Here is a 13526-nt window from a genome sequence, read left to right as displayed (position 1 = left end):
CAGTGACCCCGTCGCACCCCGGTGCGGCGGGGTCTTCTGTTCCCCGCACCGCGTCCACTGCCATCCCCCCGGAGGAACACCGTGCCCGAGCTGCCCGAGGTCGAAGTGGTGCGCCGCGGACTGGAGCGGTGGGTGGCCGGTCGCACCGTCGCCTCCGTCGAGGTGCTCCACCCCCGGGCCGTACGCCGCCACCTCGCGGGCGGGGCCGACTTCGCGGACCGCCTGGCCGGGCAGACCATCGGCGTGCCGATGCGGCGCGGCAAGTACCTGTGGCTGCCGCTGGAGGGACGCGAGCTGTCCGTCCTCGGGCACCTCGGGATGAGCGGGCAGCTGCTGGTGCAGCCGGCCGGGGCCCCCGACGAGAAGCACCTGCGGATCCGGGTGCGCTTCGACGACGCCGCCGGGACCGAGCTGCGCTTCGTCGACCAGCGGACCTTCGGCGGGCTCTCGCTGCACGAGACCGTCCCCGGCAGCGCGGAGAACCTGCCCGACGTCATCGCGCACATCGCCCGCGACCCCCTGGACCCCCTGTTCGACGAGGGGGCCTACCACCTCGCGCTGCGGGCCCGGCGCACCACCGTCAAGCGGGCCCTCCTGGACCAGTCGCTGATCAGCGGCGTCGGCAACATCTACGCCGACGAGGCGCTGTGGCGCACCCGGCTGCACTACGAGCGGCCCACCGCCTCCCTCACCCGACCCAAGAGCGCGGAGCTGCTCACCCACGTGCGCGAGGTCATGACCGCGGCGCTGGACGTCGGCGGCACCAGCTTCGACAGCCTCTACGTGAACGTCAACGGCGAATCCGGGTACTTCGACCGGTCCCTCGACGCCTACGGGCGCGAGGGCGAGCCGTGCCGGCGCTGCGGGACCCCGATGCGGCGGCGGGCCTGGATGAACCGGTCCAGCTACTTCTGCCCGCGCTGTCAGCGGGCGCCGCGCGCGGCGTCGTAGGACCGCCGGGATTCCAGGACCTCGTCCATGCTGCCCTCCAGGAAGTGGATCAGGGCGAGCAGGCGGTCCGCGACCTCGCGGCCGAGCGGGGTCAGTTCGTAGTCGACGCGCGGCGGGTTCGTCTGCTGCGCCTCGCGCAGGACGATGCCGTCGCGCTCCAGCGCGTGCAGGGTCTGCGAGAGCATCTTCTCGCTCACGCCGTCGACGCGGCGGCGCAGCTCGTTGAAGCGGCAGGGCCCTTCGCGCAGGGCGCCGACGGTGAGGCTGCCCCAGCGGCCGGTGACGTGCTCCAGGGTCTCCCGCGAGGGACAGGCGCGCGCGAAGACGTCGAACGGCAGGTCGGGCGAGGGCGCTTCGGTGCGGACAGGGGTCTCCATGACGTCAAGCGTACCTCCGGGTAGCGCTAACCGTCTGCTTGCGCTTTCTAAAAGTTAGTGCTTCTCTTGGTCTCGTCGCTGCTCGGTTCGGCGACGCCACCCCACGCCTCGCACCACCCTGAGGAGCACGACCATGTCCGCGACCACCCCCACCCCCGTCGTCTCGATCGCCTACCACTCGGGTTACGGGCACACCGCCGTCGTCGCCGAGGCCGTCCGGGCCGGCGCCGCGGCCACCGGGGCCACCGTCCACCTGATCAAGGTCGACGAGATCGACGAGGCCGGCTGGGCGCTGCTCGACGCCTCCGACGCGATCGTCTTCGGCTCCCCGACCTACATGGGCACCGCGTCCGGCGCCTTCCACGTCTTCGCCGAGGCCACCTCGAAGCGTTGGTTCGGCGACGTGTGGCAGGACAAGGTGGCCGCCGGCTTCACGAACTCGGGCTCGAAGAGCGGCGACAAGCTCCACACGCTCCAGTACTTCCAGACGCTGGCCGCGCAGCACTCCATGAGCTGGGTGAACCTGGGCCTGAAGCCGGGCTGGAACTCCAGCACCGGTTCCGAGGACGACCTCAACCGCCTGGGCTTCTTCTCCGGCGCCGCCGCCCAGACCGACTCCGACGGGGGCGTGGACGCGGTGCACGCGGCGGACGTCGCGACCGCCGAGCACCTGGGCCGCAGGGTCGCGGAGCACGCGCGCGTGCTCCTCGCCGGGCGCGCCGCGCTGTCGCTCGTCGCGGCCTGACCGGGTCGGTCTCGTCCGGGCCGCCGAAGCAGGCGGCCCGGGGGTGATCAGAAGCCGAACTCCTGGGTCCACCAGGGGCCGCCGGCGCCGAAGTGGACGCCGACGCCCATGGTGCGGAATTCGCAGTTGAGTATGTTCGCCTTGTGGCCCGGGCTGTTCATCCAGGCCCGCATCACGGAGGCGGCGTCACCCTGACCGCGGGCGATGTTCTCGCCGCCCAGGCCGCCGATGCCGGCGTTCTCGGCCCGCTTCCACGGGGTGTTCCCGTCCGGGTCGGTGTGGTCGAAGAAGCCCCGCGCGGCCATGTCCCGGCTGAAGGCCCCGGCCAGCGCGGCCAGTGGCGGGTTGGCCCGGACCGCGACGCAGCCCGCCTGGGCGCGTTCCTGGTTCACCAGGGCGAGCACGGCCGCCGCCTCGGCGGCCTGCCCGTCCGCGGGGGCGGACTCGGAGGCGGAGGGTGAGGGTGAGGCGGAGGGCTTGGGCGCAGGCGGCTTCGGGGCCGGCGGCCGGGGGGCCTGCGTCGTGGGGGGCCGCTCCGGCTCCTTGGCAGGCTCCTTGACCGGCGCCTTGGTCGGCTCTCCGGCGACGGGGGAGGCGGCCGGGGACGGTGAGGTCGCGGGGGACGACGATCCCGAGGCCGACGGGGAGGGCGAGGCCGACGGGGAGGCGGAGGCCGAGGCGGACGCGGAGGCCGACGGGGCCTTCGAGGCCGACGGGCCGACCGGATTGGGGCCGCCCGACGCCCGGCCGGAGAGGTTGGCGAGGCCGCCCTGCTCCACCGGGGCCCGGCCCGCGGCGCTCGCCGAGGGCTTCGGTCGCGCCTGCGGCTCGCTCGCCGAGTCCGTGCCGACGTAGGGGAAGGAACCGCCGACCGGGACGAAGCCGGTCGTGACGGCGGCCGTGCCGAGGGCCACGGCGACGGACACGCCGAGCAGGCCGCCCCGGACCACGGCGCGGCGCCTGCCGCCGCCCTGCGGCGGGGAGGGGAGACGGTGGCGTCCCATCGGCGGCCGCCCTTTCCTGCGAAGTCGTTCTTTGCTCACCCGAACGGGCGATGTGCTGGTGGGGGACTGTAGCCCAATACGCCAGGGGGGCGATGATCCACGAATTCGTTTGCCCGGTTAGCGTTCACGCATGAATGAAGATGTCCGCATGACCGCGTGGGTGCGCGGTCGTGTACAGGGAGTGGGCTTCCGTTGGTTCACCAGGGCCAATGCCCTGGAGATCGGCGGGATGGTCGGCTTCGCGCTCAATCTCGACGACGGTCGAGTGCAGGTGGTCGCCGAAGGTCAACGTGAGAATTGCCACCGGTTGCTGGAGTGGCTGCGCTCCGGCGACACGCCCGGGAGGGTGGACGGGGTGACGGAGATCTGGGGGACGCCGCGCGGCGGCTACGACGGCTTCGCGATCCGGTGATCAATCGACCGATCATGAACTGATCGGATCGCGGGACGGTCCGCATGCGGTCGGAACTGCGCATTCACCGACGAGGCGTTGCCGTCCCGCTCGATCCGTGGAAGGCTCGGAGACGAGGATGATCTCTGCGCCCCTTGTGCGGGCCGGGCTGCCCGCCGATACGGGGCGTGATCGTGTTGACCGTCAAACTTTTTGGTGAGACGCTGGAAGCCCCGCGCACCTGAGCTGTTTGGCAGTGTTGGCAGTACCAAGCGCAGTGACTGACAGTCGCTGTCGGACATCCGCGGGTGCGATTCCCTCACGACCCACACCGCTTCGGTCGGTCACTCAGTGTGGAGGACCATCCATCATGGCAAAGGCGCTTCTCGGTTACGTCGGCGGTTCCGACCCGCGACTCCTCGCCGAGATGCGACGGCTTCAGCAGCGCGTCCAGGACCTCGAGTCCGAGCTCGGGCGAATCCAGTCCGAGAACGACGCACTGAACGCGGCCGCCGCTCAGCACGGAGACTCGCTGCTGGACAGCATCGACCTCGACGTACCCCAGGCGGAGCCTGCGCTCACCTGATCCGCGCGCATTCGTCACCTGATTCCAGCCCCGCTTGATCTGCAAGGGACGCTCCGGCGTCCCTTCGTTCTTTCGGGCGGTCCCTTTCCTTTGGCGTTTGGTGTGCCCTGCACCTTCACGGGCGAAACCGAACGCGAGAGGTAGAGTCCGGCGGCGTGCACCTCAAGTCCCTGACCCTGCGTGGCTTCAAATCCTTCGCTTCCGCGACGACCCTTCGCTTCGAACCGGGGATCACCTGTGTCGTGGGCCCGAACGGCTCGGGCAAGTCCAACGTGGTGGACGCGCTCTCCTGGGTCATGGGGGAGCAGGGGGCCAAGACGTTGCGCGGCGGGAAGATGGAGGACGTCATCTTCGCGGGGACCACGGGCCGCCCGCCCCTGGGCCGCGCCGAGGTCTCCCTCACCATCGACAACTCCGACGGCGCGCTGCCCATCGAGTACGCCGAGGTCACCATCACGCGGATCATGTTCCGCGGCGGCAGCAGCGAGTACCAGATCAACGGGGACACCTGCCGGCTACTCGACATCCAGGAACTCCTCTCCGACTCCGGCATCGGCCGCGAGATGCACGTCATCGTCGGGCAGGGCCGGCTCGACTCCGTGCTGCACGCCGATCCGCTGGGCCGCCGCGCCTTCATCGAGGAGGCCGCGGGCGTCCTCAAGCACCGCAAGCGCAAGGAGAAGGCCCTGCGCAAGCTCGACGCGATGCAGGCCAACCTCGCGCGGGTGCAGGACCTCACCGACGAGCTGCGCCGCCAGTTGAAGCCGCTGGGGCGCCAGGCCGCGGTCGCCCGCCGCGCCGCCGTCATCCAGGCGGACCTGCGCGACGCCCGGTTGCGGCTGCTCGCCGACGACCTGGTGGCGCTGCGCACCGCCCTGGACGCGGAGATCGCCGACGAGGCGGCCCTCAAGGAGCGCAGGGAATCGGCGCAGCGCCGGCTCGCGGAGGCCGCGCGGCGCGAAGCCGAGTTGGAGGAGACCGTACGGCGGCTCGCGCCCCGGCTCCAGCGGGCCCGACAGACCTGGTACGAACTCTCGCAGCTCGCCGAACGGGTCCGGGGCACCGAGTCCCTGGCCGAGGCGCGCGTCCGCAGCGCCTCGGCGCCGGTGGAGGAGGAGCGCCGGGGTCGCGACCCCGAGGACATGGAGCGCGAGGCGGCCCGGATCCGGGAGCAGGAGGCCGAACTGACGGCGGCCCTGGAGGCGGCCGGGCGGGCGCTGGAGGACACCTCCGGGCACCGCGCCGAGCTGGAGCGGGCCCTGGCCGAGGAGGAACGGCGCCTGCGGGACGCGGCCCGGGCCCTCGCCGACCGGCGCGAGGAGCTGGCCCGACTGACGGGGCGCCTGGGCGCGGCCCGCTCGCGGGCGGGCGCCGCGCAGGCGGAGATCGAGCGGCTCGTGGCGTCCCGGGAGGAGGCCGAGGCCCGGGCGGTGGCGGCCCGCGAGGAGTACGAGGCGCTGGCCGAGGAGGTCGACGGCCTGGGCGACCCCGACGCGGAGGGGGAGCACGAGCGGGCCCGCTCGGAGCTGGTCGAGGCGGAGGCGGTCCTCGGCGCGGCCCGGGAGGCGCTGGCCGGGGCGGAGCGATCCCGCGCGGCCGTCGCGGCGCGCCGGGACGCCCTGGCGCTCGGGCTGCGGCGCAAGGACGGTACGGGGGCGGTGCTCGCCGCGCGCGAACGGCTGGTCGGGCTGCTCGGCCCGGCGGCGGAGCGGCTGACGGTGGCCCCGGGGCACGAGGTCGCCGTGGCCGCCGCGCTCGGGGCCGCCGCCGACGCGGTGGCCGTGGCCTCGCCGGGGGCGGCCGCCGCGGCGATCCGCCACCTGCGGGACACGGACGCGGGGCGGGCCGGGTTCCTGGTCGCGCCGCCCGCGGCGCTGCTCCCGGGGCAGGCCTCGCCCGGGACGGCCGGTCGGGCCCCGGTCCCGGCGGCGGCCGGCGAGCCCGAGCCCGAGGGCGCCGGGTCGCCCGCCCCGGCACCCGGCGCGGAGGCGGCGGCCGGCGCGGCGCACGCCACCGCACGCGCGTTCACCCGTACGGCGGTGGTGGGTCGGGAGGCCGCCTCGCTGGTCGGCGGGGACGCCGAGCTGTGCCGGGCCGTGGCCTGGGTGCTGCGCGACCACGTCGTGGTGGGCTCGCTGGAGGAGGCCGAGGCGCTGGTCGGCGAGGACCCCGGGCTGGTCGCGGTCACCGCCGACGGGGACGTGCTCGGCGCGCACTTCGCGCACGGCGGCTCCGCGGGCGCGCCCAGTCTCATCGAGGTCCGGGCCGCCGTCGACGAGGCCGCTGCGGAACTGGAGCGACTGGAGGCCCGCTGCGGGGAACTGGCCGGGGCCGAGGAGGCGGCGCGGGAGCACCGCGCCGCTTCGGCCGCCCGGGTCGAGGAGACGGCCGAGCGCCGCCGCGCCGGCGAGCGGGCCCGCGCGGGCGTGGCGCAGCGGCTCGGAGGGCTCTCCGGGCAGGCGAAGGGGGCCGCCGGCGAGGCCGAACGCGCGGCCCGGGCCGCGGCCTCGGCGCAGGAGACGCTGGAGCGGACGCGGATCGAGGTGGAGGAGTGCGCGGAGCGGCTCGCGGCGGTGGAGGAGATGCCCGTCGCCGAGGAGCCCGACGGCTCCGCGCGGGACCGGCTCGCGGCCGACGGGGCGAACGCCCGGCAGACGGAGATGGAGGCCCGGCTCCAACTGCGTACGCACGAGGAACGGGTCAAGGGCCTGGCCGGTCGGGCGGACGCGCTGGACCGGGGCGCGCGGGCCGAACGCGAGGCCCGGGCGCGGGCCGAGCGGCGCCGCCTGCGGCTGCGTCACGAGGCCGCGGTGGGCCGGGCCGTGGCCGACGGGGCGCGGCAGTTGCTGGCGCACCTCCAGGTGTCGCTCGGTAGGGCGGAAGGGGAGCGCGCGGCGGCGGAGTCGGCTCAGCAGGCGGGGGAGAAGGAGCTCGGCGAGGCCCGCGGGCAGGGGCGTGACCTGAAGGACGAGCTGGACAGGCTGACGGACTCGGTGCACCGGGGCGAGGTGCTGGGCGCCGAGAAGCGGCTGCGGATCGAGCAGTTGGAGACGCGGGCGCTGGAGGAGCTGGGGGTGGAGCCGGCCGCGCTCGTCGCGGAGTACGGCCCCGACCAGCCCGTTCCGCCGTCGCCGCCCGCCGAGGGGGAGGAGCTGCCGGAGGATCCGGAGCACCCGCGCAACCGGCCGGGCCCCTTCGTACGCGAACGGCAGGAGAAGCGGCTTCGGGCCGCGGAGCGCGCGTACCAGCAGCTCGGCAAGATCAATCCGCTCGCCCTGGAGGAGTTCGCGGCGCTGGAGGAGCGCCACCGCTTCCTCGGCGAGCAGCTGGACGACCTGCGCAAGACGCGGGCCGACCTCCTTCAGGTGGTGAAGGAGGTCGACCGGCGGGTGGAGGAGGTCTTCACCGAGGCCTACCGGGACACCGCCCGGGAGTTCGAGGGGGTGTTCTCGCGGCTGTTCCCCGGCGGCGAGGGCCGGCTCGTGCTCACCGACCCGGACGACATGCTGGCGACCGGGGTGGACGTCGAGGCCCGCCCGCCGGGCAAGAAGGTCAAGCGGCTGTCGCTGCTGTCGGGCGGCGAGCGCTCCCTGACGGCCGTGGCGCTGCTGGTCTCCATCTTCAAGGCGCGCCCCAGCCCCTTCTACGTGATGGACGAGGTCGAGGCCGCGCTCGACGACACCAACCTCCAGCGGCTGATCCGGCTGATGGTCGAGCTCCAGGAGAGCTCGCAGCTGATCGTCATCACGCACCAGAAGCGGACGATGGAGGTCGCGGACGCCCTGTACGGCGTCTCGATGCAGGGCGACGGGGTCTCGAAGGTCATCAGCCAGCGCCTGCGCTGACCCGCCGGGACCGGCGTCTGCGCACCTTCGAGTTCAAGAGCTGAATCCAATCACTGGAGAAGTCAGGTAACACGACCTTCTTACGAAGTATTGACTTCAGGAAATGAACGCATAGGCTCGCTCCGCTGTCTCCCGACTTCGAGTGGTGCCCGATCTTTACCTGTGCGCCACTAAGGAGAACGGACAAAACCCCCCACGGAGCTCACCTTGACCAGCAGCACAGCGCAGGTACCGCCCGGCGGCGGACGCGCGTCGCAGCCCGAACACCTCGGGCACGTCATCTTCATCACCGCTGCCGCCGCGATGGGCGGTTTCCTCTTCGGTTACGACAGCTCCGTCATCAACGGCGCCGTCGTCGCCATCCGGGACCGTTTCGACGTGGGCTCCTCCGCCCTCGCCCAGGTCATCGCCGCCGCGCTGATCGGCTGCGCCCTCGGCGCCGCCACCGCCGGCCGCCTCGCCGACCGGATCGGCCGCATCCGCTGCATGCAGATCGCCGCCGTCCTCTTCACCGCGAGCGCCATCGGCTCCGCCCTGCCCTTCGCCCTCTGGGACCTCGCCCTGTGGCGGGTCGTCGGCGGCTTCGGCATCGGCATGGCCTCCGTGATCGGCCCCGCCTACATCGCCGAGGTCTCCCCGCCCGCCTACCGCGGTCGGCTCGCCTCCTTCCAGCAGGCCGCGATCGTCATCGGCATCGCCGTGTCGCAGCTCGTCAACTGGGGCATCCTCAACCTCGCCGACGGCGACCAGCGCGGCGATCTCGCCGGCCTGGAGGCCTGGCAGTGGATGCTCGGCGTGATGGTCGTCCCCGCCGCCCTCTACGGCCTGCTGTCCTTCGCGATCCCGGAGTCACCGCGCTTCCTGATCTCCGTCGGGCGCACCGCCGAGGCCAAGAAGGTCCTCACCGAGGTCGAGGGCACCGGCATCGACGCCCGGGTCGCGGAGATCGACCACGCGATGCGCTCCGAGCACAAGTCCACCTTCAAGGACCTGCTCGGCGGCCGGTTCGGGCTGCTGCCCATCGTCTGGATCGGCATCGGCCTGTCGGTCTTCCAGCAGCTCGTCGGCATCAACGTGATCTTCTACTACAGCTCCTCGCTGTGGCAGTCGGTCGGCATCGACCCGAGCGCCTCGTTCCTGTACTCCTTCGAGACCTCCGTCGTGAACATCATCGGCACGGTGATCGCGATGGTGTTCGTGGACCGCCTCGGCCGCAAGCCGCTCGCCCTCATCGGCTCGGTGGGCATGGCCCTCTCCCTGGGCACCGCCGCGTGGGCGTTCTCCTTCACCACCGGCACCGGGGACGACGTCACCCTGCCGCACACCCAGGGCATCGTCGCCCTGGTCGCGGCCAACCTCTTCGTCCTCTTCTTCGCCCTCTCCTGGGGCGTGGTGGTCTGGGTGCTGCTCGGCGAGATGTTCCCCGGCCGCATCCGCGCCGCCGCCCTCGGCGTGGCCGCGGCGGCCCAGTGGGTGGCCAACTGGCTGATCACCGTCAGCTTCCCGACCCTGGCCGACTGGAACCTGTCCGGCGCCTACGTCATCTACACCGTCTTCGCCGTGCTCTCGATCCCCTTCATCCTCAAATGGGTGCCGGAGACCAAGGGCAAGGCGTTGGAGGAGATGGGGTAACCATCCCCCGCCACCACCCCTCTCCTCCCCGGGTGCTGCCCCCGCTCAGTCCTTGAGCCGGGGCAGCACCTGTTCGCACAGCAGCCGCAGGCTCCGCCAGCCCTCGTCGAGCGGCATGCCCCCGCACAGCGGGTGCAGCACCAGGTTCCCCGCCTCGCCCGCGCCGCGGGCGAACTCCACCGCCTGCTCCGGGGACAGGATCCGGTAGACGCCCTCCGCGCGCAGCTCCTCGACCGTGCGGGCGCCCGAACGCACCGCGCTGCGGATGTCCTTCGACTGCCAGGAGGCGTACGTCGCCGCCTCGTGCAGGAAGTGCCGCCCGTAGAGCGCCCAGGCCCGGTCCGGGTCCTCGGCGACGTGCAGCAGCGGGGTCTCGGGGGCGGGCATCATGCAGAAGCCCTCCGTCCCGTACTCCGCCAGCCGTTCGACGTAGTACGCCTCCAGCTCCGGCAGGTGCGCGCTCGGGAAGAACGGCAGGCCGAGCCTGGCCGCCCGGCGGGCCGCCGCCTCGGAGCTGCCGCCGACCAGCAGCAGCGGATGCGGCCGGGTGAAGGGGCGCGGGGTCACCCGTACGGTCCTGCCGCGGAAGGTGAACGGCTCGCCGGTCCAGGCCGCCAGGAGGGTCTCCAGCAGCTCGTCCTGGAGCCGGCCGCGCCGACCCCACTCCACACCGTGCTGCTCGTACTCCCGCGGCCGGTAGCCGATCCCCGCCACCGTGACCAGGCGCCCGCCGCTCAGCAGGTCCAGCACCGCGATGTCCTCGGCGACCTTCAGCGGGTCGTGCAGCGGGCCGATGATCGCCGAGACGGTGACCGCGATCCGGCGGGTGGCGCCGAAGACGGCGCCCGCGAAGGCGAACGGGGAGGGCATCCAGTTGTTGTCCGTCCCGTGGTGCTCCTCCGTCTGGACGGTGTCGATCCCGTGCTCGTCCGCGTAGCGCGTCATCTCCAGCGCCTCCCGGTAACGGGCCGAGAGGCTCTCGGGAGTGCCGTTCGGGTCGACGAGATTGAACCGGGCCACGGTGATGGGCATGGAGGAGTCCCCCTTCGCCGGAGGTGGTGGTGGGCGAAGGGGGACGTTAGCTGACGTGGCGTCAGTTGGACAGGGATCCGGCGGGCTCGCGGGCCGCGTCGTCCGCCGAGGCCGTCGCCGGCGGGGCGGGCGTGCGGGGGAGCACGGCGTACAGCAGGGCGGAGGTCAGGATGCCCGCGACCCAGCCCAGCCCGTTGCGCCCGATCCAGGTGGAGGCCAGCGGCCCGGTGAACCAGTCGACCTCGGTGAACAGGGTGCCCACCACCAGGGCCACGCCCCAGGCCGTCATCGCCTGCCAGGCGAAACCGCCCTTGTACCAGTAGGCACTGGTCGGGGTGGTGTCGAGCAGCGCGGGGCCGTCGTAGGTCGTGCGGCGGAGCATGTCGACGCCGAAGACGCCGATCCAGGCGGAGAAGGCCACCGCCAGCAGCGTGAGGAAGGAGATGAACGAGCCGAAGAAGCTGGTCGCCACCACCATCAGCAGGAAGCCGAAGACCAGGCTGATGACGGCGTTCACGCTGACGGCCCAGGCGCGCGGCACCTTGATGCCCAGGGTCTGCGCGGTGAAGCCGGCCGAGTACATGGACATCGAGTTGATCAGCAGCATGCCGACGAGCGCGATGAGCAGGTAGGGGACCGCGATCCAGGTCGGCAGCAGCTCGCCGATGAAGGAGACCGGGTCCTGGGCGGTGGCCAGGTCCGGGGTGCCGACGGCCATCACGGCGCCCATCAGCACCATGGGCAGGACGACCACGCCCGCGCCGCCGATCGTCGCGCCGACCATCGCCCTGGACGAGGCGGTGCGGGGCAGGTAGCGGGTGAAGTCCGGACCGGAGGGGACCCAGCTGATGCCGCCCGCCGCGATCGTGCCGATGCCGGCGATCATCATCGCCGTGGAGCCGGCCGGCTTGTCGAGGACGGCGGCCCAGTCGGTGGTGAAGACCAGGTAGCCGAGGACGAGCACGCTGAAACCGCCGAAGAGGTACGTCGACCACTTGGAGCAGACGCGCAGCGCGTTGATCCCCAGCCCGGAGACCACGAAGGTGCAGCCCACGAAGAAGAGCAGGGTGACGACGATGAGGGGGGTGTTGCTCTTGATCCCGAAGAGCAGGTCCAGCACCGTCAGCACGGCGTAGGCGCCGCTGACCGCGTTGATCGTCTCCCAGCCCCAGCGCGCCACCCAGATCAGCGCCCCGGGGAAGAGGTTGCCGCGCTGCCCGAAGACGGCCCGCGACAGCGCCATGCCCGGAGACCCGCCGCGCTTGCCCGCGATGGAGATCAGTCCGACGATCCCGTAAGAGAGCACGGGCGCCGCCAGCGCGACGACCAGCACCTGCCAGATGTTGAGCTTGTTGAAGATCACCAGACCCGCGCCCATGGTCAGCAGCAGCACGCTGATGTTCGCGGCGACCCAGGTGGGAACGAGCTCGCGGACCCGCCCGCCGCGCTCTTCGTCGGGCACGGGCTCCAGCCCGCGGGTCTCGACGGCTTTCTCGGCGGTGTGGTCCACGGCACGGTCGAGGGCGGGCGATATCGCGCCTTCGGCGGGCTCGGCAGGCATGCGCTACTCCGTGGGGGAGGAAGGGGGAGTCGCCCATCATCGTAGATTCGCCCTGAAAACCACAAATAGAGGACTAATACCCTCCTGTGCTCCTCCGAAAGGTCGGTGGGGGTGGCCGATACTGGGAGCGTTATGGAAATCCTCATCCTTGCCGTAGTCATCGCCCTGGTCGCGGTCGGCGCGATCAGCGGGCTCGTGGTCAGCAGCCGCAAGAAGAAGCAGCTGCCCCCCACGGCGCCGCCGAGCACGCCGACCATCACTGCCCCGCCCGCCGAACCGCAGGTGGGGGAGGACGCCGCACCGACGGCGGAAGAACCCCGCCGCACGATCGAGGAGGTCGTCCTCCCCGAAGCGGAGGCTGCGGCTCCCGAGGCACCCGCCGTCGCCGAACCCGAGGCCCCGGCCGCGCCCGAGATCGAGGTGCCCGAGCCCACCGCCGGCCGCCTGGTCCGGCTGCGCGCGCGCCTCGCCCGGTCCCAGAACTCGCTCGGCAAGGGGCTGCTCACGCTGCTCTCGCGCGAGCACCTCGACGAGGACACCTGGGAGGAGATCGAGGAGACCCTCCTCATCGCCGACGTCGGCGTCGCGCCGACCCAGGAACTGGTGGAGCGCCTGCGCGAGCGGGTCAAGGTGCTCGGCACCCGCACCCCCGCCGAGCTGCGCGCCCTGCTGAAGGAGGAGCTGGTCGCCCTCGTCGGCACCGACTTCGACCGCGCCGTGAAGACCGAGAGCGGCGTCGAGACTCCGGCCGTCGTGATGGTCGTCGGCGTCAACGGCACCGGCAAGACCACCACCACGGGCAAGCTGGCCCGCGTCCTGGTCGCCGACGGCCGCAGCGTGGTGCTCGGCGCCGCGGACACCTTCCGCGCCGCCGCCGCCGACCAGCTCCAGACCTGGGGCGAGCGCGTCGGCGCCCGCACCGTGCGCGGCCCGGAGGGCGGAGACCCCGCCTCCATCGCCTACGACGCGGTCAAGGAGGGCATCGCCGAGGGCGCGGACGTGGTCCTCATCGACACCGCCGGCCGCCTGCACACCAAGACCGGCCTCATGGACGAGCTCGGCAAGGTCAAGCGCGTCGTCGAGAAGCACGGCCCGCTGGACGAGGTCCTGCTCGTCCTCGACGCCACGACCGGCCAGAACGGCCTGACCCAGGCGCGCGTCTTCGCCGAGGTCGTGGACATCACCGGCATCGTGCTGACCAAGCTCGACGGCACGGCCAAGGGCGGCATCGTCGTCGCCGTCCAGCGCGAGCTCGGCGTCCCGGTCAAGCTCATCGGCCTCGGCGAGGGCCCGGACGACCTGGCCCCCTTCGAGCCGGAGGCGTTCGTCGACGCCCTCATCGGCGACTGAGCACCCCCGGGGAGACCGCCGGTACGTGTCCCCGCCCCGTCCGCTCCGACCG

Annotated in this window: 11 protein-coding genes; 7 read left to right on the top strand and 4 right to left on the bottom strand. The window is 72.6% G+C overall.

The window, feature by feature from the left end:
- Positions 1-81 precede the first annotated feature (81 nt).
- Positions 82-951, top strand: a complete 870-nt coding sequence (gene mutM / locus AB0D01_RS21570) for a bifunctional DNA-formamidopyrimidine glycosylase/DNA-(apurinic or apyrimidinic site) lyase (protein WP_363057560.1) — start codon at positions 82-84, stop codon at positions 949-951.
- Here the strand turns inward: mutM and AB0D01_RS21565 are convergent.
- Positions 924-1328, bottom strand: a complete 405-nt coding sequence (locus AB0D01_RS21565; protein ID WP_363057558.1) for a helix-turn-helix domain-containing protein — start codon at positions 1326-1328, stop codon at positions 924-926. The genes mutM and AB0D01_RS21565 overlap by 28 nt on opposite strands.
- Before the next feature lie 133 nt (positions 1329-1461).
- Here AB0D01_RS21565 and AB0D01_RS21560 point away from each other — a divergent pair, with 133 nt between their 5' ends.
- Positions 1462-2073, top strand: coding sequence for a flavodoxin family protein (locus AB0D01_RS21560; RefSeq protein WP_363057556.1), 612 nt, complete (start codon positions 1462-1464; stop codon positions 2071-2073).
- 47 nt (positions 2074-2120) lie between these two features.
- Here the strand turns inward: AB0D01_RS21560 and AB0D01_RS21555 are convergent, their stop codons facing one another.
- The gene (locus AB0D01_RS21555; RefSeq protein ID WP_363057554.1) at positions 2121-3077 is read right to left on the bottom strand and encodes a CAP domain-containing protein; all 957 of its coding nucleotides are present in this window, start codon (positions 3075-3077) and stop codon (positions 2121-2123) included.
- A gap of 130 nt (positions 3078-3207) precedes the next feature.
- Here AB0D01_RS21555 and AB0D01_RS21550 point away from each other — a divergent pair, with 130 nt between their 5' ends.
- From AB0D01_RS21550 to AB0D01_RS21535, 4 genes are all read left to right on the top strand, one after another.
- On the top strand, positions 3208-3489 hold the full coding sequence (locus tag AB0D01_RS21550; RefSeq protein WP_363057552.1) for an acylphosphatase: 282 nt from the start codon (positions 3208-3210) through the stop codon (positions 3487-3489).
- 349 nt (positions 3490-3838) lie between these two features.
- Entirely contained in the window at positions 3839-4054 is a 216-nt protein-coding gene (locus tag AB0D01_RS21545) for a hypothetical protein (protein ID WP_030227372.1), read from the top strand.
- Between the two features lie 155 nt (positions 4055-4209).
- Positions 4210-7899 carry an AAA family ATPase gene (locus AB0D01_RS21540; RefSeq protein ID WP_363057550.1) on the top strand — a complete coding sequence of 1230 codons (3690 nt, stop codon included), beginning with the start codon at positions 4210-4212 and terminating at the stop codon, positions 7897-7899.
- A gap of 207 nt (positions 7900-8106) precedes the next feature.
- Positions 8107-9531 (top strand): sugar porter family MFS transporter, encoded by a 1425-nt coding sequence (locus tag AB0D01_RS21535; protein WP_363057548.1) that lies wholly within the window; start codon positions 8107-8109, stop codon positions 9529-9531.
- Between the two features lie 45 nt (positions 9532-9576).
- On the opposite strand, the gene AB0D01_RS21530 is transcribed toward AB0D01_RS21535, so the two are convergent.
- Together AB0D01_RS21530 and AB0D01_RS21525 are read right to left on the bottom strand one after the other, a co-directional pair.
- On the bottom strand, positions 9577-10563 hold the full coding sequence (locus AB0D01_RS21530; protein WP_363057546.1) for an LLM class flavin-dependent oxidoreductase: 987 nt from the start codon (positions 10561-10563) through the stop codon (positions 9577-9579).
- 61 nt (positions 10564-10624) lie between these two features.
- Positions 10625-12124, bottom strand: a complete 1500-nt coding sequence (locus AB0D01_RS21525) for a cytosine permease (RefSeq protein WP_363057544.1) — start codon at positions 12122-12124, stop codon at positions 10625-10627.
- Between the two features lie 132 nt (positions 12125-12256).
- Between AB0D01_RS21525 and ftsY the strand changes: the two genes are divergently transcribed.
- Entirely contained in the window at positions 12257-13474 is a 1218-nt protein-coding gene (gene ftsY, locus AB0D01_RS21520) for a signal recognition particle-docking protein FtsY (RefSeq protein WP_363057542.1), read from the top strand.
- Positions 13475-13526 lie beyond the last annotated feature (52 nt).

Source organism: Streptomyces sp. NPDC048606, from assembly GCF_040650855.1.
Taxonomy (GTDB): domain Bacteria; phylum Actinomycetota; class Actinomycetes; order Streptomycetales; family Streptomycetaceae; genus Streptomyces.
Note: the sequence above shows the minus strand (reverse complement) of the source record. Positions and strands in the feature narration are given on the sequence as shown.

Bases quoted from the DNA above. Each gene is read 5' to 3' on its own strand.
- AB0D01_RS21545 (WP_030227372.1), top strand. From the start codon at position 3,839: ATGGCAAAGGCGCTTCTCGGTTACGTCGGCGGTTCCGACCCGCGACTC.
- AB0D01_RS21555 (WP_363057554.1), bottom strand. From the start codon at position 3,077: ATGGGACGCCACCGTCTCCCCTCCCCGCCGCAGGGCGGCGGCAGGCGC.
- AB0D01_RS21550 (WP_363057552.1), top strand. From the start codon at position 3,208: ATGAATGAAGATGTCCGCATGACCGCGTGGGTGCGCGGTCGTGTACAG.
- AB0D01_RS21530 (WP_363057546.1), bottom strand. From the start codon at position 10,563: ATGCCCATCACCGTGGCCCGGTTCAATCTCGTCGACCCGAACGGCACT.
- AB0D01_RS21565 (WP_363057558.1), bottom strand. From the start codon at position 1,328: ATGGAGACCCCTGTCCGCACCGAAGCGCCCTCGCCCGACCTGCCGTTC.
- AB0D01_RS21560 (WP_363057556.1), top strand. From the start codon at position 1,462: ATGTCCGCGACCACCCCCACCCCCGTCGTCTCGATCGCCTACCACTCG.
- ftsY (WP_363057542.1), top strand. From the start codon at position 12,257: ATGGAAATCCTCATCCTTGCCGTAGTCATCGCCCTGGTCGCGGTCGGC.
- AB0D01_RS21525 (WP_363057544.1), bottom strand. From the start codon at position 12,124: ATGCCTGCCGAGCCCGCCGAAGGCGCGATATCGCCCGCCCTCGACCGT.